At 62.0% G+C, this 15,912-nt stretch carries 27 protein-coding genes and 1 other RNA gene; 26 read left to right on the plus strand and 2 right to left on the minus strand.

All coding sequences use genetic code 11. The annotated features are described in order from the left end of the window. Positions 1-3 precede the first annotated feature (3 nt). The gene (locus F8A10_RS21430; protein WP_227493490.1) at positions 4-423 is read right to left on the minus strand and encodes a S24 family peptidase; all 420 of its coding nucleotides are present in this window, start codon (positions 421-423) and stop codon (positions 4-6) included. A gap of 614 nt (positions 424-1,037) precedes the next feature. Between F8A10_RS21430 and F8A10_RS12005 the strand changes: the two genes are divergently transcribed. After that, positions 1,038-1,499 (plus strand): hypothetical protein, encoded by a 462-nt coding sequence (locus tag F8A10_RS12005; RefSeq protein ID WP_152367440.1) that lies wholly within the window; start codon positions 1,038-1,040, stop codon positions 1,497-1,499. Between the two features lie 34 nt (positions 1,500-1,533). Here F8A10_RS12005 and F8A10_RS12010 read toward each other — a convergent pair whose 3' ends face one another. Next, on the minus strand, positions 1,534-1,794 hold the full coding sequence (locus F8A10_RS12010) for a hypothetical protein (RefSeq protein ID WP_152367441.1): 261 nt from the start codon (positions 1,792-1,794) through the stop codon (positions 1,534-1,536). 120 nt (positions 1,795-1,914) lie between these two features. Between F8A10_RS12010 and F8A10_RS12015 the strand changes: the two genes are divergently transcribed. The 25 genes from F8A10_RS12015 to F8A10_RS12130 all read left to right on the plus strand — a co-directional run bounded on the left by F8A10_RS12015 (position 1,915) and on the right by F8A10_RS12130 (position 15,911). Then, complete coding sequence (locus F8A10_RS12015; RefSeq protein WP_152367442.1) at positions 1,915-2,130, plus strand: hypothetical protein; 216 nt, start codon at positions 1,915-1,917, stop codon at positions 2,128-2,130. Between the two features lies 1 nt (position 2,131). Further along, a complete protein-coding gene (locus F8A10_RS12020) occupies positions 2,132-2,998 on the plus strand; it encodes a ParB/RepB/Spo0J family partition protein (protein ID WP_152367443.1) in 867 nt (288 codons plus the stop codon). Further along, positions 2,995-5,121 (plus strand): transposase domain-containing protein, encoded by a 2,127-nt coding sequence (locus F8A10_RS12025; protein WP_152367444.1) that lies wholly within the window; start codon positions 2,995-2,997, stop codon positions 5,119-5,121. Before F8A10_RS12020 ends, F8A10_RS12025 begins: the two co-directional genes overlap by 4 nt. Beyond that, positions 5,118-5,921, plus strand: a complete 804-nt coding sequence (locus F8A10_RS12030; protein ID WP_227493491.1) for an AAA family ATPase — start codon at positions 5,118-5,120, stop codon at positions 5,919-5,921. The genes F8A10_RS12025 and F8A10_RS12030 overlap by 4 nt, the downstream gene beginning before the upstream one ends. Beyond that, complete coding sequence (locus F8A10_RS12035) at positions 5,918-6,496, plus strand: hypothetical protein (protein WP_152367445.1); 579 nt, start codon at positions 5,918-5,920, stop codon at positions 6,494-6,496. Before F8A10_RS12030 ends, F8A10_RS12035 begins: the two co-directional genes overlap by 4 nt. Next, on the plus strand, positions 6,493-6,861 hold the full coding sequence (locus tag F8A10_RS12040; RefSeq protein ID WP_152367446.1) for a helix-turn-helix domain-containing protein: 369 nt from the start codon (positions 6,493-6,495) through the stop codon (positions 6,859-6,861). Before F8A10_RS12035 ends, F8A10_RS12040 begins: the two co-directional genes overlap by 4 nt. Further along, positions 6,858-7,136, plus strand: coding sequence for a hypothetical protein (locus F8A10_RS12045; protein WP_152367447.1), 279 nt, complete (start codon positions 6,858-6,860; stop codon positions 7,134-7,136). Before F8A10_RS12040 ends, F8A10_RS12045 begins: the two co-directional genes overlap by 4 nt. Positions 7,137-7,140: 4 nt before the next feature. Beyond that, a complete protein-coding gene (locus F8A10_RS21105; RefSeq protein ID WP_193668264.1) occupies positions 7,141-7,422 on the plus strand; it encodes a hypothetical protein in 282 nt (93 codons plus the stop codon). 1 nt (position 7,423) lies between these two features. After that, complete coding sequence (locus tag F8A10_RS12050; RefSeq protein ID WP_193668266.1) at positions 7,424-8,047, plus strand: DUF3164 family protein; 624 nt, start codon at positions 7,424-7,426, stop codon at positions 8,045-8,047. 14 nt (positions 8,048-8,061) lie between these two features. Further along, a complete protein-coding gene (locus tag F8A10_RS12055; protein WP_152367449.1) occupies positions 8,062-8,241 on the plus strand; it encodes a hypothetical protein in 180 nt (59 codons plus the stop codon). 26 nt (positions 8,242-8,267) lie between these two features. Further along, the gene (locus tag F8A10_RS12060) at positions 8,268-8,453 is read left to right on the plus strand and encodes a hypothetical protein (RefSeq protein WP_152367450.1); all 186 of its coding nucleotides are present in this window, start codon (positions 8,268-8,270) and stop codon (positions 8,451-8,453) included. A 32-nt stretch (positions 8,454-8,485) separates the two neighbouring features. Next, positions 8,486-8,755 carry an HU family DNA-binding protein gene (locus F8A10_RS12065; RefSeq protein WP_152367451.1) on the plus strand — a complete coding sequence of 90 codons (270 nt, stop codon included), beginning with the start codon at positions 8,486-8,488 and terminating at the stop codon, positions 8,753-8,755. After that, an RNA gene (locus F8A10_RS12070) (hammerhead ribozyme type II) lies at positions 8,755-8,828 on the plus strand. The genes F8A10_RS12065 and F8A10_RS12070 overlap by 1 nt, the downstream gene beginning before the upstream one ends. 7 nt (positions 8,829-8,835) lie before the next feature. After that, on the plus strand, positions 8,836-9,060 hold the full coding sequence (locus tag F8A10_RS12075; RefSeq protein ID WP_152367452.1) for a hypothetical protein: 225 nt from the start codon (positions 8,836-8,838) through the stop codon (positions 9,058-9,060). Next, complete coding sequence (locus F8A10_RS12080; protein WP_152367453.1) at positions 9,057-9,530, plus strand: gp16 family protein; 474 nt, start codon at positions 9,057-9,059, stop codon at positions 9,528-9,530. The genes F8A10_RS12075 and F8A10_RS12080 overlap by 4 nt, the downstream gene beginning before the upstream one ends. Continuing rightward, entirely contained in the window at positions 9,527-9,787 is a 261-nt protein-coding gene (locus F8A10_RS12085) for a hypothetical protein (protein ID WP_193668268.1), read from the plus strand. Before F8A10_RS12080 ends, F8A10_RS12085 begins: the two co-directional genes overlap by 4 nt. Continuing rightward, positions 9,787-10,209 (plus strand): hypothetical protein, encoded by a 423-nt coding sequence (locus F8A10_RS12090; protein WP_152367455.1) that lies wholly within the window; start codon positions 9,787-9,789, stop codon positions 10,207-10,209. The genes F8A10_RS12085 and F8A10_RS12090 overlap by 1 nt, the downstream gene beginning before the upstream one ends. A 98-nt stretch (positions 10,210-10,307) precedes the next feature. Then, complete coding sequence (locus F8A10_RS12095) at positions 10,308-11,168, plus strand: N-acetylmuramoyl-L-alanine amidase (protein WP_152367456.1); 861 nt, start codon at positions 10,308-10,310, stop codon at positions 11,166-11,168. Between the two features lie 10 nt (positions 11,169-11,178). Further along, the gene (locus F8A10_RS12100; RefSeq protein WP_152367457.1) at positions 11,179-11,529 is read left to right on the plus strand and encodes a hypothetical protein; all 351 of its coding nucleotides are present in this window, start codon (positions 11,179-11,181) and stop codon (positions 11,527-11,529) included. Then, positions 11,526-11,879 carry a DUF2730 family protein gene (locus F8A10_RS12105; protein WP_152367458.1) on the plus strand — a complete coding sequence of 118 codons (354 nt, stop codon included), beginning with the start codon at positions 11,526-11,528 and terminating at the stop codon, positions 11,877-11,879. The genes F8A10_RS12100 and F8A10_RS12105 overlap by 4 nt, the downstream gene beginning before the upstream one ends. Further along, positions 11,876-12,184, plus strand: a complete 309-nt coding sequence (locus tag F8A10_RS12110) for a VpaChn25_0724 family phage protein (protein ID WP_227493492.1) — start codon at positions 11,876-11,878, stop codon at positions 12,182-12,184. The genes F8A10_RS12105 and F8A10_RS12110 overlap by 4 nt, the downstream gene beginning before the upstream one ends. Before the next feature lies 1 nt (position 12,185). Beyond that, a complete protein-coding gene (locus F8A10_RS12115; RefSeq protein WP_152367460.1) occupies positions 12,186-12,725 on the plus strand; it encodes a phage protein Gp27 family protein in 540 nt (179 codons plus the stop codon). A 5-nt stretch (positions 12,726-12,730) separates the two neighbouring features. Continuing rightward, entirely contained in the window at positions 12,731-12,910 is a 180-nt protein-coding gene (locus F8A10_RS12120) for a hypothetical protein (protein ID WP_152367461.1), read from the plus strand. Next, positions 12,907-14,328: a terminase large subunit domain-containing protein gene (locus F8A10_RS12125; protein ID WP_152367462.1), complete on the plus strand. Its 1,422-nt coding sequence runs from the start codon at positions 12,907-12,909 to the stop codon at positions 14,326-14,328. Before F8A10_RS12120 ends, F8A10_RS12125 begins: the two co-directional genes overlap by 4 nt. Continuing rightward, positions 14,328-15,911 (plus strand): DUF935 domain-containing protein, encoded by a 1,584-nt coding sequence (locus F8A10_RS12130; protein WP_152367463.1) that lies wholly within the window; start codon positions 14,328-14,330, stop codon positions 15,909-15,911. The genes F8A10_RS12125 and F8A10_RS12130 overlap by 1 nt, the downstream gene beginning before the upstream one ends. The last annotated feature ends 1 nt before the right edge of the window (position 15,912 follow it).

Raw genomic sequence — 15,912 nt, forward strand, 5'->3', positions numbered from 1 at the left:
AATTTACTCCTTTGCCGTGTGGCCCCACCAGACCACCTTGCCGATGATCTTGATGGCGGCGAGGTCTTTGCCCTGCCGCAGCTCGGGCGCGTAATCGGGATTGTCGGATATCAGCATCATCAAATCGGCCGAGGGGCGTTCGATGCGCTTCACGCGTGCCTCGCCATTATCGATCAGGGCGTAGACTGGTGACCGGCGCTGATCCTTTGCGTCTCTTGTACGAGTTAGAGGATCGTTGCGCTTGGTGTCGATCAGAATCATGTCACCGGGCCAGAGCGTCGGCTGCATGCTGTCGCCTTGGACGCGGGCAAGCCTGGCGCTGGAAGCCGCTACGCCGATCTTTTTCAGCCAGTCTCGGCGGAATGCAAGCTGGTCCACAACTTCTTCGGAACCGTTGTCGTAGCCAGCACCAGCTGCCAGCATCGCGTCGTGGAGTGGGATATGAGCATAGTCAGCACCGTCTAGGGTAACTTGCTCTATGGGACCAGATTCCCTAGGGGGGCCAAAGTAAAAATCCCATCCCAGCGCATCGCATATCTGCTTCATTTTGACGAGCGTGGGACCAGACTTTCCTCCTCCGCCACGGCTGACGTTTCGTATGGTGTCAGGTGCTAATCCATACGCGTTCTCCAACGCAAAGGCGTTGGTGCCCAGCTCAATGAGCCTTTCTCGTACTTTCGCAGCCAGTTCTGTCGGGTCATTCGGCATAATTCGGTAAAAAAACCGAAATTGTGGCGCTTGACAATCGGTAATGCTGCCGCTTATTTAATCGGTAATGATACCGAGGCAAAAATGAGCACAGATACCCTTATCCGCTTGGCGCAACTGTACACTGCGCATACAGGTCTGACGCTTTCGACGGTCTCGAGTTACTCGGCCAACGATGGGAAATGGCTTCCTCGGATTGAGAGTGGCGAAGCGGGATGCACCGTTCGTCGCCTTCAGCGCGTTACTCGCTGGTTCTCCGACAACTGGCCCGCCGATCTGGCGTGGCCCCGTGACATTCCCCGCCCATCTAAGTCGAAGGAGGCCGCCTGATGCCCGAGGCAGCTTACGACCTGCGCGAAATCGCCCGCTCGGCATTGAACGACATGCTCGAGGACAAGCGAGCAGCCTTCCTGGCCGAGATGCTGACCGAATTGCGCGGCCCGCAGGCCATTGAGCACCTGTCAACGGTGCGCGCAGCGGTCAGCCTGCGCATGCAGGAGCTGATCGACGAGAAGTTCCCGCTGGATGGTGTTGCTGCGGCAAGAGCCCGGTTTGCGGGCCTTCCTCCTAAGCCGGACGCGCACGAGGCGGCGCGGATGTCCGCCCAGGAGAAAAGCGATCTGGAGAACCGGATCTACTTTTCCCCGTCCCCATGGCGCGAGGCTTTGCGCTGGCTGAACGAAAGCTGGGAGGATGGATGGAATCTTCCCGACAATGGTGAGGCCTTCATCGGGGAGGTCCTCATCCGGGCCTCAGACCTGTCTGGAATGCGGGGGCGCAGCAAGAAATGACCTGCGCGCCCTTCCGCCCGTCGCGTGAAGTTATTCAGCCGTCCTCAGACGGATTGAACCACTCCTTCACGTATTTCTTGATGGTTTCGTTGTCGACCATCCCCTCCGCACGCGCCTTTACGCGTTCGACCTGCGTTTCGTCGAGCTCCTCGACCAGCGCCCCCATTACAACCGAGCGCGCAGCGATAAGGTCGAGCAGGCCGTATTTCGTCTTGGCGGTTTCGGAGATGATCTTTTCCGTCAGGCGCTCTTCCAGCGCTTTGATATCGCGCTCGAAGTCTCTGTTGTCCGTCATTCGAACAGTCCTTGATCTGTTGTGTAGGTCTTGGGCTCAGGTGCCGGGGGGCGCTGCGAACGCTCCTCGGTGCCGCCAGCCTATCATGTCGGGTTTCTCCTTCAAGCTCGGGGGTTTGGCATGATCGGCCCGCTGTTTTCCCATCTCCGCGCTCCGGCTGCCACCGTCGAGCGCCGTGAGCCCGCCAGCCCGCGTCGCCTCCCCATTTCCCTGCGCGCGGGCTGGCAGAGGCTCAAGGCCGGCCATGACCGGCTGAACGACAGCCGGATCGGCGATGCCCTCGGCCTTGCCAGCATCATCGTGACCTTCCTGATTTTCTACTTCGTGACGGCCTGACATGAGCGAACCGACCCTGATCCAGTCCAAAACCAGCCTTCCGGTCGATCAGATCGAGGTTTCCGGCCGCCTTCGCCCCGTGTCAGAGGCCGGCATTGCGACGCTGCGCGCGTCCATTGCCGAGATCGGGCAGATCACCAGCCCCATTGCGGTTCGCCAGCTGCGGCGGAACGGCGAGACGATCTATCGGATCATCGACGGCGCACATCGCCATGCCACGGCGGTCGAGCTGGGCTGGACCGAGGTTCCGGTGCGGGTCTTTGAATGCACCGACGATCAGGCCCGGATCATGGAAATCGACGGCAACCTGGCCGGCGCCGAGCTGAACCCGCTGGACAATGCTGTGTTTCTGGCAACCCGCAAGGTGGTTTATGAGCGGCTGCACCCTGAGACGAAGGCAGGCGTTGCGGGCGCACTGGCGAAGCACGGTTCTGCAAACGACATGATGTCGTTTGCAGAAACCACCGCTGAAAAGTTTGGCCTGTCGCGCCGTCAGGTTGAGCGTCTTGTCGCCGCTGGCTCACGCCTCGGCCCTGATGAAATCGCCGAACTGCGCCGTGCCCCGCGCCAGGTGACGCTCAAGGACCTGCAGGTCATCGCGAAGATCAAGAAAGCGCCGGATCGCTATCTGGTGGTAAAGGCCCTTGCTGCAGGCGAGGCCAGGAATGCGTCCGACGCTTTAAAGGCGATTAATGGCGCCGTTGAAGCCGCCCCGAAAAGCCCTGTCGACGAGCAGTATCTGGCGCTCCAGCGGGCGTGGAAGCGAGCTGGCGCAGCAGCACGGCGGCGCTTTGTCCAGGAGTGCAGCGCTGATCTGACCGACATGCTGAACGCAGCTGCAGATCGGATGGGGGTGGCAGCGGAATGACCACACTTACCCCGAAGCAGGAATGGTGGACCACGGGGGCGCTGGCCGCCAGCGGCCTGCCCGATGTCCCGGAAACTCGCCGGGGTGTCGATGACATGGTGCGTCGCGGCGATTGGCGCGCCCATCCCAAGTTCGCCCGGCGGCGCGAAGATCGCGGAGGCGGTTGGGAATACCATTGGAAACTGCTCCCCGTGAGGGCCCAGGCAGCGCTGATCAAGGAAGCCGCTGCGGATCACTCGCCGGCCGAAACGGCCATGGGCCGGGGAGAAGCCTGGGCATGGTTCGATGCCCTTCCGGAGACGGTGAAGGATGAGGCTCGCGACCGCCTGACTGTCATTCAGCAGGTCGAACAGCTGGCCCCGCTCATGGGAAAACACTCTGCTGTCAGCACGGTGGCGGGGCATGCCCGGAAAGCGCCTCGTACGATCTGGAACTGGTTTGCGCTGATCGAAGGCATCGACCCTGCCGACTGGCTGCCCTATCTCGCGCCCCGGCATCGCGCCGCAAAGGCGATACGTGCCCGGGCCGCGTGCAGCCGGGAGTTCCTGGACTGGCTTAAAGCCGGCTATCTGCGCCTTGGTGGGCCAAGCTTTGCGGCGGCATATGATGATGCGGTGAAGCTCTGCCGGGATCGGGGGCTGGCCTACCTGACTTCGCGCACCGCACGACGGTGGATGGATGATAACGTTCCCCGGGTGACCCAGGTGTTCGCTCGTGAGGGCGAGCGCGGGCTTGCTAAATGCTTCCCTCCGCAGATCCGCGATCGCAGTGGTCTGACTGCGCTCGAGGGCGTGAATGCCGACTGCCACAAGATCGACGTTTTCGTGCAATGGCCGGGCATTGATCGTCCTGTGCGGCCGCAGATCGTCGCCTTCCAGGACCTCTACAGCAACAAGATACTTGCGTGGCGGGTGGATCTCGATCCGAACAAGGTTGCCGTCATGTCTGCCTTTGGCGAGTTGATCGAGACCTGGGGCATTCCCCGGCACTGTCTCTTCGACAACGGCCATGAATTTGCCAACAAATGGTTGACTGGCGGCACCCCAACCCGGTTCCGGTTCAAGGTGCGCGAGGAGGATCCGCTGGGCGTGCTGCCCATGCTTGGCATTCAGGTCCATTGGGCCACCCCGGCCCATGGTCAGGCCAAACCGATCGAGCGCGGGTTCCGGGATTTTGCCAGCCGCATCGCCAAGGATCCACGCTTTGCCGGGGCCTATGTTGGCAACCGCCCGGATGCCAAGCCCGAAGATTATGGTTCACGCGCCGTAACGCTCGAGGAATTCCTGGTCGTTCTGGATGAACGGATCCGCGATCATAATGCCCGCCCGGGTCGCCTGACCGATACGGCCAAAGGCCGGTCGTTCGATGAGACCTTTGCCGAGAGCTATGCCCGTGCGCCGATCCGCAAGTCCACTCCCGAGCAACACCGGCTTTGGCTCATGGGTCAGGAAGTCCGGCGGTTGCATCGGACGCATGGCGAACTGACCCTGTTCAAGAACAAATACTGGGCTGACTGGATGAATGCCCATGCCGGAGCGGAGATTGTCGCCCGCTTCGACCCCGAGAACCTGCACGCCGGGACCCACATCTACACCCTGGCGGGCGAGTACCTTGGACAGGCGGAATGCCGTGAGAAAGTGGGCTTCTTCGACCTGGTCGGCGCGCGCTTGCATGCCAAGGCACAGCGCGCCCGGCGTAAGGTCGAAAAGCAGCTGCTGGACGCCATGCGCCCGGTGTCGGTGCACGATCTGGCCCGCGAGCTGGATGCGGCGCCCAAAACCACCGTGCCACTGGTCGAGGCTAAGGTGGTCGAGATCGCGCCTGCCCGTCGCACCAAGCCTGCGCCTCTCTTCGACCGCGAGATGCCTGTGCCCCAGAAGGACGCTGCAGTCGAGGCGCGCCGCGAGGCATTGGTGGTCGAGTTCAGACAGCGGAACGAAGAGGTTCAGGAAGAACGCCCGGCTGATCGCTTCCGTCGCGCTCTCGACATCGAGGCCCGATCCGAGGCCGGGCAACCGATCGGCTCGGCCGAGGCCGACTGGCTGAAAATCTACCGTGAAACCCCGGAATACACGCGCCAGCGCATGCTGTTCGACGATTTCGGGGAAGCGGGACTGGGATGAAACCGCCGCCGAGGTGTGCAGGCCCCGGCGACGCAGAAGAAGCGAATGAGGCAAGTATGATGGACGGAACACCCCTTTTCAACAGTGTAGCCCCCCTGCGGAATGTCGGCGCACTGGTAGAACTCGTCGACCGGGTGCAGAAACGCGGTCATGGCCTGCCGGGGATGGCGACGTTTTACGGCCCCTCGGGCTTTGGCAAGACCACGGCCGCGATTTATGCCGCCAACCGGTTCAAGGCCTATCAGGTGCAGGTAAAGAGCGCCTGGACCACCAGAAAATTGTGCACGGCAATCTTGCAGGACCTTGCGGTGCCAGCAGCACGCACCATCGCCGATATGGTTGACCAGATTGCGGAGGAAATAGCCAGGTCAGCGCGACCGCTGATCATAGACGAGGCCGATCATCTGGTCAGCCGCAACATGATCGAGATCGTGCGCGACATTTACGAAAGCTCGGGTGCCGCCATCATCCTGATTGGCGAAGAGCTGTTGCCGCAGAAGCTGCAGAAATGGGAGCGGGTGCACGGACGGATGCTGGACTGGGTCGCGGCCGAGCCCGGCGACCTGGCCGATGTCACGCATCTGGCACGGATCTATTGCCCGGGTGTCCAGCTTGATGACGATCTCAAACACCTGCTTCTGAAGGAATCGAACGCCTCAATCCGCAGGATCTGCGTCAACCTCGACCGGGTCCGTGAGTTCGCCCTGACCAAAGGTTTGCAGGCGGTTGGCCGTGCCGATTGGGGGAAAACCGGCTTTTTCACCGGTCATGCACCCACTCCGCGGAGGATCATGGCATGACCCCTCGGAAGGCAGGCCGTCGCCCGGCATCATCTTCGACCCCTGGCCGTCAGGAAATCTGGACTGCCATCCGCGCCATGCCGGATCTCTTCACTGTCACCGATCTGATCGACCGCTCGAGGGCCAATCGCAAGACCATCCAGGATTATCTGCGCTGTCTGCTGGCTGGTGGGGTGATCCAGCCCGAGGGTGATAGTGGTTACAGTCTGATCGATGATCGGGGCTATCATGCACCGCGCCTCAATCGCGCGGGTCAGCCGGTCACTCAGGGCACGGGTGTCGAGAATATGTGGCGCTCGATGCGCGGGCTTGTCGAGTTCAGCCCCCGCGACATCGCCGCGCACTCGACTACGCCTGACGCCCTGGTGTCAGAACCCACCGCCAAATCCTACTGCAGCATGTTGCTGCGCTGCGGATATCTGCGCGTCTTGAAAAAGGCTGAGCCGATTGCCGGTCGTCAGGCGATCTACCGGCTGATCCGCAACACCGGGCCGCGTCCGCCACAAGTCCAGCGCATCAAACGGATCTTTGACCCGAACACCGGTGCGGTGCACACCCCCGGAGACGCGCCATGAGCGGACCCGTTGAAATCGCCCGTGCCGCCTGGGGCGAAGATATCCCCGAATGGGTCGAGCGGCTCGCCGAGGAATGCGCAGCCACCAGTCAGAACAAGGTCGCCCGCCGTCTCAATCGGTCAGCTGCGCTGGTTTCGAACGTGCTGCGTCGGAAATACCTCGGAGACATGGCCGCCGTCGAGGAGGTCGTGCGCGGCGTGTTCATGTTCGCCACGGTCCAATGCCCGGCGCAGGGAGAAATCTCAACCGCCGCCTGCCGGGACTGGATGCGCAAGGCCGGTCGCTTCGTCAACGTCAATGCTCAGCGGGTGCGGATGTTCCGGGCCTGCAACTCCTGCCCCCGTTACAAAGGAGCCTCGAAATGACCCCGCACAGCAATGTTGTCACCTTCCCGGCGACTTTCGGTCCCATGGGTGAGCTTCCTGCCGAACAGCTGCAGGAAATCCGGGACATCGGATTTACGCATTACCGGCATGTCGAGGACGATCTGATGGGCAAGATGGCGATCCTGCGTGCGGCTTGCCTGATCCTGAGCGATCTGGCCCTGGCAGACCCGGACCCCGTGGCAGGCCTCGACGCATGCCTGGCGGATCTGCGCGCAGAGACTGCGAACCTGATCCGCGACATGCAGTCGGAGTGAGCCCATGAATTTCATCGTCCCGACACCGGCCAACAACGACACAGCCTCAGACGCTGAAATCCATGCCCGTGCCCTGTCGATCGTCGATAGCGTCATCGACAGCGACGCCGCCTGCCTGGTGCTCCGGCATGCATCAGCGATGCTGCTGGCGACACTGGCCTACAGTCAGCCTGACCCCGAGACCGCCCTTGAGGAACTGCTGGCCGTTCAGGCCGAGGCTGCAACGGGCATCCTTCAGGATGCGCTTGCTCTCGCCAGCTCTCCCCATCCATCGAAAGGAAACTGACATGACCGCAACCAAAACCTGGACGGATCGGCAGGGGCGCATGGTGCCTGACCATCTGGTCTCCGATGCCGAGCGTATGAAGGATGAGCTCGCACATAGACTGGTTTCAAACGCCGAGGGTGTTCAACGGGTCCAGCTGACTTTCAAAAAGTCTGCCATGGATGAGATGTATGCCGCCAAGGCGCTGCTCTTCGAGAAATACGGCGCCAGAATCGGCGGGCAGAAAGGCGGCTTCGGGATCAGTTCGTTCGATGGTTCGGCCGAAGTGCGCATCTGTGTCGCAGATCGCATTACCTTTGGACCGGAACTGCAAGCCGCGAAGGCCCTGATCGACGAATGCATCGAGTCCTGGGCGGAAGGGGCAGACCCCAACATCATCGTGCTGATCAACGACGCTTTTCAGGTCAACAAGGCGGGCCGCATCGACACAAAGCGGGTCTTGCGTTTGCAAAAGCTGCCCATTCGTCGGCCGGATGGCAGCCAGGACGAGCGTTGGGAGCAGGCGATGCAGGCGATCACCGATGCGCTGATCGTCGACGATACCGCCACTTATATCCGTTTCTATCGCCGCAACGACCGCACTGGCGCGATGGATCTGGTGAACCTCGATTTCAGTTCGCTGTGACCGTGATGATGTTGATGTCGTTCGTCGCGCCCTTCGCCCTGCTGCTGGTTGGCTTCGTGGTTGCGGTTTCGGCCGGAGTTGCCCGCGATACCGATCTGTTGTCGCCGACCACACCGCTCTCCGCGCTGCTGGTCGCTGCAGTCTTCCTTGTTCTCCAGGCGATCCTCTGGGTGCGCCTGGGAGCGCAGCTCTGACCCTCAAACCGAAACGGAGAACCGACATGGCGATGATCACCCTGACCGATGAAGAGGCCGTGGCGCTCGAAGCTTTCTGCGAGAGCTTCGATTTGCTGACCACCGGCGCATGGGCGCCGATTGAAGCGCATATGCGCGATGCTCATGCCATTCCCGATCCCGAAGCTGCCCTTGAAGCCGCACGCCGCGCTCTGCGCGGCGAAGTCGAGTGATCCCAATTCCACCTGCCAGAAAGGAAAAGACCATGGCAAATTTCAGCAAATCCGACCTGATTTCCGCCGTCGCATCGGCCACCGGCCAGAAGAAGGGACAGGTAGAGGAGGTCATCTCCGCTGCATTCTCGATTATTCGTGAGGAAGCGGAAGGTGGAAAGACCGTTGCAATCCACGGCTTCGGTCGCTTTTCGATCAAGGAGCGTGCGGCCCGGCTGGGTCGCAACCCGGGCACTGGCGAACCCATTGAGATCGCGGCCAGCCGGACCCTGTCCTTCAAACCAGCGAAGTCCTCGACCTGATGCGAAACCCGCCCCGGCAGCCGGGGCGTGGTCGGCCGGGTGTGGTGGCCCGGTCCTGATGATGCAGCCGAGGTAACAAAATGTCTGTTCGAACCTTCGCAGATGCCACGCTGTTTCAGCGGGTCCAGATGATCGAGGCCGCCCTTGAGATCGTGCTGAACCGGGGGCCGGAAATGTCGGTTGAGAGCTTCGGGAACGGTGAGCCGATGCATGTCTTCGTTATGAACCAGAGCTTTTCCCCGTTTGAACGCACCGCCTACGATCTGCACCAAATCGCCCGCGAGTTGGAGGCGCTGTTGCCATGACTGCCGCCCTGACCCTGAAGCGCATGATCCATGTCGGCTGCAAGCAGCTTGGCCTTGATGATGACACCCGTCGCGATCTGCAACTGGTCGCAACTGGCAAGACCAGCATGGCGGACATGACCGAGGCCGAATTGCGCCAAGTTGTTGAAGCCCTGAAAAACAGGGGCTTCAAGCCTTATGGAAATACCTATTTTACCAGCGCGAAAGGCAATGGTCGGCCCAAGGGCCATGCCATGGCACCGCGCGCGGATCTGCGCTTTGTCCATGTACTGTGGAAACTGCTCGGCGAGGCAGGGGTTCTGAAGCGTCCTGGCCGGGCCGGGCTCAATGCGTTTATCCGGTCGCGCTTCGAGGGCAAATGGCGATCAGTACCGATTGATGTGGATGCTCTGCGCAATGCCGGGCAGATCAACGATGTCATCCAGGCATTGAGGGATATGTGCCACCGGGCTGGGGTATCGGTCCAGTGAAACAGCGCGTCCACGTCAGCGATCATGCCCTGTTGCGCTACCTCGAACGGGTCGGCGGGTTCGAGATCGAGCGGCTGCGCAAGGAAATCTCCGCTCGGCTCCAGCCCTGGTCTGGCATCGGCTATGGCGCGGTCGTCATCGACGGCCACGCCTATGTCATCGACAACAATCCCATGAAGGGCGCGATTCTGGTCACAGTGCTGCCATCGGGCAGCGCATATCGCGGCATCCTCAAGGCGCGGCGCGGGGAAGCCTGATGAACGCCCGCGCCGATCTTCCGAAGGATGCCTGGATAGACGAGCTGGAACGCGACCTTGGCCGCGCGGCCGCACTGCGGCTGCTGGCCAATGCCGGCGGTCAGCGTCGGGATATCCCCAAGCGCGCCGAGGGTTCGGTGCTGGCTGCGGAAGTCGGAACCGATGTGGTGACGTGGCTGGCCTGTCGTTTCGCAGGCACGACACTTGACATTCCCAGCCCGTGGGGCCGCGAAAGGCAGGACCGGGCCAATGCGCTTCGCGCGGCTATCCTTGATGCAGGATTGACCGATCCGAGACGCTCGGCCAATGTCATCGCCACCGAGTTTGGCGTCTCGGCAAAACACGTCCACAATTTGCGCGCAAAGATGCGCAAGGAATACGGAATGGTACCGTATCTGCCGCTGTTCGATCAGCGGGACTGACACCCCGGCACATACCTCCCGGGGGACTAATTCAGACCCCCGTGTCAATCCCGATCATGGATCGGGACCGCAGCGGATCCCCGACACGGAGATTTCGCATGCGCCTTGAGGACCACAGGATCATCGACATTCCTTTCAACGCCGCTCAGCATATGGGTGGTGCCATCACGCCTGAAGTGCTGATCCTGCATGATACGGCCGGCAGGCTGACCAGGGGAAACAGCGCTGCCTATCTGCGCCGCAACGATGTCGGCGTGTCGGTACATTTTGTGGTCGAACGTGATGGCAGCTGCGAACAGCAGGTGCCGACTAACCGCCGAGCAAACCACGCGGGGAAATCAACGTATCACGGGCGGTCCGGCTGTAACGAGTTTTCGATCGGCATTGAAATCGTCAATCCCGGCAAGATGGAGCCCATCGACGGAGTTCCGCTGCGAGGATTGGCTTGGTGGGGGCAGATCCTGACGGATGGGCTTGAGGGTGATCTGGCAGTCAAAGCCACGCCTGAACACGGCTCTGGCGTCTGGATGGCCTATACCGAGGCACAGATCGAGACTGTTACTGCGCTGGCCCGTGCCTTGTTCTCGGGCATACCCACGCTGCGTGATATCCGCACTCACTGGTATGTCTCTCCGGGTCGGAAAGTGGACACGAACCCGCTTTTCCCGCTTGAACAGGTCCGAAACCGGGTACTGGGTCGCGATGATCCTGCCGATCTGGTGGCCGAGAGCGGTTCCATTCCCATGCCTGCGGTCACCCTGGCGCGGGTGGCAACCGCCGGTTCGCGGCTGAACATGCGCCGCTGGCCGTCGTTCAATCCCAATGTCATCGCAGGCATTCCGAACGGCACGGTCGTACCGGTTCTTCGCAGCGGACTGTTCGACGGCCGGGGCTGGCTCTGTGTCCAATATGACGGCCTCGAAGGCTGGATCTCCGAAACTTACGCACAGCTGCTTTGAGGTTGTCCAAATGAACTCATTCTGGTCTGAAATTTCTGTCGCTCTCGTACCTGGGCTCGTTACCCTGTTTGGCACGCTGCTGACGATTATCCTCGATCGTGCTGCTGCGGTCGCGCGGTCGCGCTGGGGGATCGAAATCGAAGCCCGGCATCGGGAAGCTCTTCATTCTGCCATCATGTCAGGTGTCCGGTCGGCACTGGCGAGGGGATTGTCTGGCGATGCTGCGGTTCGTGCCGCAATCAGTCATGCTTCCAACAGCGTACCCGACGCGATCACCGCCCTGAACCCTGCATCCGGCGTTCTTCGGTCGATTGCGGAGGCTAAGCTGCGTGAGGCTGCAGGTCAGGTGATCGGACAATGAATGCCGCGCCTGCCGAACTCGGCCCGATGCTCGCGGTGGTGCTGACGGTGCTGAGCATCGTCAACATCATTTACACTTGGTGGCGCACCCGCGACCAGAACGTGGAAACCCGCTTTAAGGCAGGCAGTGAACGTATGGACCGGCTGGACGCCCGTTTGGCGAGCGTTGAGCAGACACTGCGGGCACAGCCCAGCAAGGAAGATCTCCACCAGCTGCATCTGACGATCAAAGAAATGCAGGGTGAAATGAAAACGATGAATGCGATCATGGAAGGCAACAACAAGATCATGGCGAGGCTTGAGACCATCGTCGCCCGTCATGAGGATCATCTGCTCGACGGTGTAAAATGATGAATGACTACGCCCAGACCCTCCGCCGCCACCGTCGCCTGGCAATCCTGCGCTTCCTGGAAGCGAGCCCGACCTATACGTCGAACGTTTCCATTCTGACTGACGTGCTGAACAGCGATGGTATCGGGATCGACACATCCCGCGACCAGACAGCCACTGAACTGGCGTGGCTGGCAGAAACGGGCTTCGTTACCCTTACCGGTCAGCCGGACTTCCTGGTCGTGACGGCGACGTCGCGGGGCGTCGATATTGCGCTCGGCCGGGCAACGCATCCCGATATCCAGCGTCCCAGCCCGAGGCGCTGACATGCCACCGCCCCGGAAGATCGATCAGCTGCCACCGGAAACCCGGCAATGGCTTGAGGATACCCTGCGTGAGCGCGGCTTTGCGGATTATGTCCAGATCACCGATGAACTGAACAGCCGGCTGGCCGAATCCGGCAAGGTTGTCAGCTTTCACCATGCCACAGTGCATCGGTTCGGGCAGGAATATCGCGCCTTCATCGAGACACAGGAAAAGGCGAGTGCATGGGCGCAGGGCTGGATGCAGGAGAACGGCCTCGAAGAGGAGGCCAAGCGCCATAACGTCCTGTTCCAGATGGTGACAGCGCTGGCCTTCAAGGCAATGGAATCGCAGATGCAGCGGGACGGCGACGAGATCGATCCGAAGGAGCTGCATTTCATCGGCCGGATGCTGAAGGACATCATGGCCTCGTCCGGTATCCGCCAGCAGATGATCGCAGCCGAACGCAAGATGCAGGCCGAGAAGCTGGAGGCGGCAGTTGCATCGGGTGATATCGACGCCGAGGCCGCCGCCAAGGCGCGTCGGATCATGGGGTTCGGGTGATATCCGTGAGCGCCCGCAGCACCATTATCGACCTGCGCCGCGATGCGCGCGCCGTCGCTGGCCTCGGCCTCACGGGCGTTCCGATCCGCGAGACCATGCAGCGCGCTGCTGACGTCCTGGAACGTGTTCTCGACGAATACCAGCTGCTGCGCGCATACGCCGACCTCCCGCAGGAGGATGCATGAGCGCGCCCTTCGCCCCCGTTGTCAATTTCCTGCCCTATCAGCGTAAATGGATTGAGGATCAGTCGCGCTTCAAAATCGGCATGTTCAGCCGTCAGACCGGCAAGACCTTCACCACCGGGGGCGAATGCGCCGACGATTGCTTCCAGGGCTGGATCGAGGACCGCCGCGCCCGCTGGGTGATCCTGTCGCGCGGCGAGCGTCAGGCTGCCGAGATGATGACCGAGGTGATCAAGCCGTTCACCAAGGCGTTTTACGAGGTTTACAACACCCTGTTAAAGGGGGGTGAGCCGGTCTTCTCCGAAGGCGAATTTCGTGCCCCGCAGAACAAGGGGCCGGACGCGGTTTACAAGGCGCTGGAGGTCGGTTTTCCGAATGGCAGCCGGATCACCGCCCTGCCGGCCAACCCGGACACGGCGCGGGGGTTTTCAGCCAATGTGATCCTTGACGAATTCGCGTTTCACGCCAAGTCCCGCGATATCTGGGCGGCGCTCTTCCCGGTCATCTCCAAGGGCCAGCAGAAGCTGCGGGTGATTTCCACCCCGAACGGCAAGGGCAACAAGTTCTACGAGCTGATGACGGCCGAGGATTCGGTGTGGTCGCGCCATGTCGTCGACATCTACGAGGCGGTGCGTCAGGGGCTGGTGCGCGACATCGACATGTTACGCAAGGGCATGGCCGACGAGGATGCCTGGGCGCAGGAATACGAGTTGAAATGGCTGGACGAGGCGTCGAGCTGGCTGGATTACGACCTGATCAGCAGCGTCGAGCACCCGGCTGCCGGTTTGCCGGGCCTGTATCAAGGTGGGCCGTGTTTCGTTGGCGTCGACATCGCGGCCCGCAACGACCTTTTCGTCATCTGGGTGCTGGAGCTGGTCGGCGACGTGCTCTGGACGCGCGAGATCATCGCCCGGCGGCGTATAAGCTTTGCTGAACAGGATGATTTGCTGGCGCAGGTGATGCGCCGCTACCGGGTGGTACGGCTGCGCATGGACCAGACCGGCATGGGCGAAAAGCCGGTCGAGGACGCCAGGCGCCGACATGGCGAGGATCGTGTCGAAGGGGTGCTGTTCTCGGCCGCGATCAAGCTCGACATGGCGACCTCCATGAAAGAGCGGTTCCAGGACCGCCGTGTGCGCATCCCGGCCGGTGATCCGGTGCTGCGGGCTGACCTGCATTCTATCAAGTCTCAGGTCGGCGTCACCGGCACCAGGCGGCTGATCGCGGACGGCGACAGCGACGGTCACGCCGACCGTTTCTGGGCCGGCGCCCTGGGCATCAGCGCGGCCGAGCTGGGCGAGTCGGTTTACGAATATGAGGGCCTGCCCGGCGCACGCTCGCGCTACGCGGCCCCCGACCAGGACGATGACGACGAAGAGGCCACCGGCGGACGCTGGGGCCATGGCGGAGGGACGTGGTGATGCTGCTCGATCAATTTGGCCGGCCGATGCAAACGGTGCCGGAGGCGGAACTGCTGGAACGGCAAGCGATTGCCGCCCTCGGATCGGTGCGCCAGATCCAGTCCGGCCATCCCGCCGATGGGCTCACGCCGGTTCGGCTGGCCTCAATCCTGCGCGAAGCAGAGACAGGCGATGCGGCTGCCTATCTCGAGCTTGCCGAACAGATGGAGGAGAAGGACCTCCATTATGCCGCCGTGCTGGGGGTCAGAAAGCGTGCAATCCGCTCGCTGGAACTGCATGTCGATCCCGGCGACGAGAGCGAACCGGCCCGCAAACTGGCCGAAATGACACGCGACATTCTGATGGCGCCCGCTATCCGAACCTCACTGATCGACATGATGGACGCGATCGGCAAAGGCTTCTCCGTTTGCGAAATTGTCTGGGAGCGTGACGGTAAAGGGTTGCGGATTGCTGATGTCGATCATGTTGATCCGCGCTGGTTCGAATTTGATCGCGAAAACGGGCGGCACCTCTATCTGCGCGACAATGCAGGCCCGCAGCCGCTGCGGCCCGACAGTTATGTTATCCATCTGTCCAGGGCCAAGAGCGGCTTGCCGATCAGGGGCGGCCTCGCCCGGCTCGCCGCCTGGGCATACATGTTCAAGAATTACACGGTTAAGGACTGGGCAATCTTTTGCGAGGCCTACGGCCATCCCCTTCGCCTCGGAAAATATGACAGTTCGGCCACCCCGGCCGACCGCCAGACGCTTTTGCGTGCCGTGCGCCAGATCGGGGTGGACATGGCGGCGATCATCCCGAAGTCGATGGAGGTCGATGTCGTCAACGGCGCGACCACGGGGGCGGAAAAGCTCTATGAGGGCAAGGCGCGCTGGTGGGACGAACAGATCTCCAAAGGGGTGCTGGGTCAGGTTGCCACCACAGACGCGATTGCAGGTGGTCACGCGGTTGGCAAAATCCACGAGAACGTGCGCGACGATATCCGCGATGCCGATGCCGAGCAGCTGGCCGCGACATTGCAGCGCGATATTGCCGGTGCCCTGCGGCGGTTGCATTTCCCGGCCAATACCCGCGTCCCGCTGCCGAATGTCCGGTTCGCAGCCAAGGAGGCGGTGGACCCTCGCCTGCTCCTGGAGCTGGCGAAGGAGTCTGGCAACCTCGATCTCCCCATCGCCAAGGCCGATATCTACCGGGCCTTCGCCATCAGCGAGCCGGATGCGGACGAAGAGGTGATCCGTGTCAGACGGCCGGAACCGCCGGAGGTGGTGCCGTTGCCCACGCAGGTACCGCCGCCTGATCCCGAGGCTGAACGGCAGGCAGCGTCCCTGCTTACCGAGACCCGTTCCCGCGACAGCATTGACGCCCTGGTCGATCAGTTGATCGCCGAGGGCGACATGCAACGCGTGGCCGAGGCCGATCTCGGGCCGCTGATCGAGGCGATCCGCCGCGCGGCCGACATGGACGAGGTGCGCGACGTGCTTGTCGCGTTCCTGGACCGTGATCCTGCCGCCCTGGTCGATCTGCTGACCCGCTCAACCTTCGCCGCCCGACTGGCCGGCGAGGTCGGCGCAACGATCCGGGGCTGAT

The sequence above is a fragment of the Paracoccus kondratievae genome (assembly GCF_009301415.1).
GTDB classification, from domain to species: Bacteria; Pseudomonadota; Alphaproteobacteria; order Rhodobacterales; family Rhodobacteraceae; genus Paracoccus; species Paracoccus kondratievae.

Bases quoted from the DNA above. Each gene is read 5' to 3' on its own strand.
- F8A10_RS12035 (WP_152367445.1), top strand. From the start codon at position 5,918: ATGACCCCTCGGAAGGCAGGCCGTCGCCCGGCATCATCTTCGACCCCT.
- F8A10_RS21105 (WP_193668264.1), top strand. From the start codon at position 7,141: ATGAATTTCATCGTCCCGACACCGGCCAACAACGACACAGCCTCAGAC.
- F8A10_RS12115 (WP_152367460.1), top strand. From the start codon at position 12,186: ATGCCACCGCCCCGGAAGATCGATCAGCTGCCACCGGAAACCCGGCAA.
- F8A10_RS12065 (WP_152367451.1), top strand. From the start codon at position 8,486: ATGGCAAATTTCAGCAAATCCGACCTGATTTCCGCCGTCGCATCGGCC.
- F8A10_RS12010 (WP_152367441.1), bottom strand. From the start codon at position 1,794: ATGACGGACAACAGAGACTTCGAGCGCGATATCAAAGCGCTGGAAGAG.
- F8A10_RS12095 (WP_152367456.1), top strand. From the start codon at position 10,308: ATGCGCCTTGAGGACCACAGGATCATCGACATTCCTTTCAACGCCGCT.
- F8A10_RS12060 (WP_152367450.1), top strand. From the start codon at position 8,268: ATGGCGATGATCACCCTGACCGATGAAGAGGCCGTGGCGCTCGAAGCT.
- F8A10_RS12110 (WP_227493492.1), top strand. From the start codon at position 11,876: ATGATGAATGACTACGCCCAGACCCTCCGCCGCCACCGTCGCCTGGCA.
- F8A10_RS12100 (WP_152367457.1), top strand. From the start codon at position 11,179: ATGAACTCATTCTGGTCTGAAATTTCTGTCGCTCTCGTACCTGGGCTC.
- F8A10_RS12125 (WP_152367462.1), top strand. From the start codon at position 12,907: ATGAGCGCGCCCTTCGCCCCCGTTGTCAATTTCCTGCCCTATCAGCGT.
- F8A10_RS12045 (WP_152367447.1), top strand. From the start codon at position 6,858: ATGACCCCGCACAGCAATGTTGTCACCTTCCCGGCGACTTTCGGTCCC.
- F8A10_RS12005 (WP_152367440.1), top strand. From the start codon at position 1,038: ATGCCCGAGGCAGCTTACGACCTGCGCGAAATCGCCCGCTCGGCATTG.
- F8A10_RS12040 (WP_152367446.1), top strand. From the start codon at position 6,493: ATGAGCGGACCCGTTGAAATCGCCCGTGCCGCCTGGGGCGAAGATATC.
- F8A10_RS12105 (WP_152367458.1), top strand. From the start codon at position 11,526: ATGAATGCCGCGCCTGCCGAACTCGGCCCGATGCTCGCGGTGGTGCTG.
- F8A10_RS12090 (WP_152367455.1), top strand. From the start codon at position 9,787: ATGAACGCCCGCGCCGATCTTCCGAAGGATGCCTGGATAGACGAGCTG.
- F8A10_RS21430 (WP_227493490.1), bottom strand. From the start codon at position 423: ATGCTGGCAGCTGGTGCTGGCTACGACAACGGTTCCGAAGAAGTTGTG.
- F8A10_RS12030 (WP_227493491.1), top strand. From the start codon at position 5,118: ATGAAACCGCCGCCGAGGTGTGCAGGCCCCGGCGACGCAGAAGAAGCG.
- F8A10_RS12130 (WP_152367463.1), top strand. From the start codon at position 14,328: ATGCTGCTCGATCAATTTGGCCGGCCGATGCAAACGGTGCCGGAGGCG.
- F8A10_RS12075 (WP_152367452.1), top strand. From the start codon at position 8,836: ATGTCTGTTCGAACCTTCGCAGATGCCACGCTGTTTCAGCGGGTCCAG.
- F8A10_RS12050 (WP_193668266.1), top strand. From the start codon at position 7,424: ATGACCGCAACCAAAACCTGGACGGATCGGCAGGGGCGCATGGTGCCT.
- F8A10_RS12025 (WP_152367444.1), top strand. From the start codon at position 2,995: ATGACCACACTTACCCCGAAGCAGGAATGGTGGACCACGGGGGCGCTG.
- F8A10_RS12080 (WP_152367453.1), top strand. From the start codon at position 9,057: ATGACTGCCGCCCTGACCCTGAAGCGCATGATCCATGTCGGCTGCAAG.
- F8A10_RS12015 (WP_152367442.1), top strand. From the start codon at position 1,915: ATGATCGGCCCGCTGTTTTCCCATCTCCGCGCTCCGGCTGCCACCGTC.
- F8A10_RS12055 (WP_152367449.1), top strand. From the start codon at position 8,062: ATGTCGTTCGTCGCGCCCTTCGCCCTGCTGCTGGTTGGCTTCGTGGTT.
- F8A10_RS12020 (WP_152367443.1), top strand. From the start codon at position 2,132: ATGAGCGAACCGACCCTGATCCAGTCCAAAACCAGCCTTCCGGTCGAT.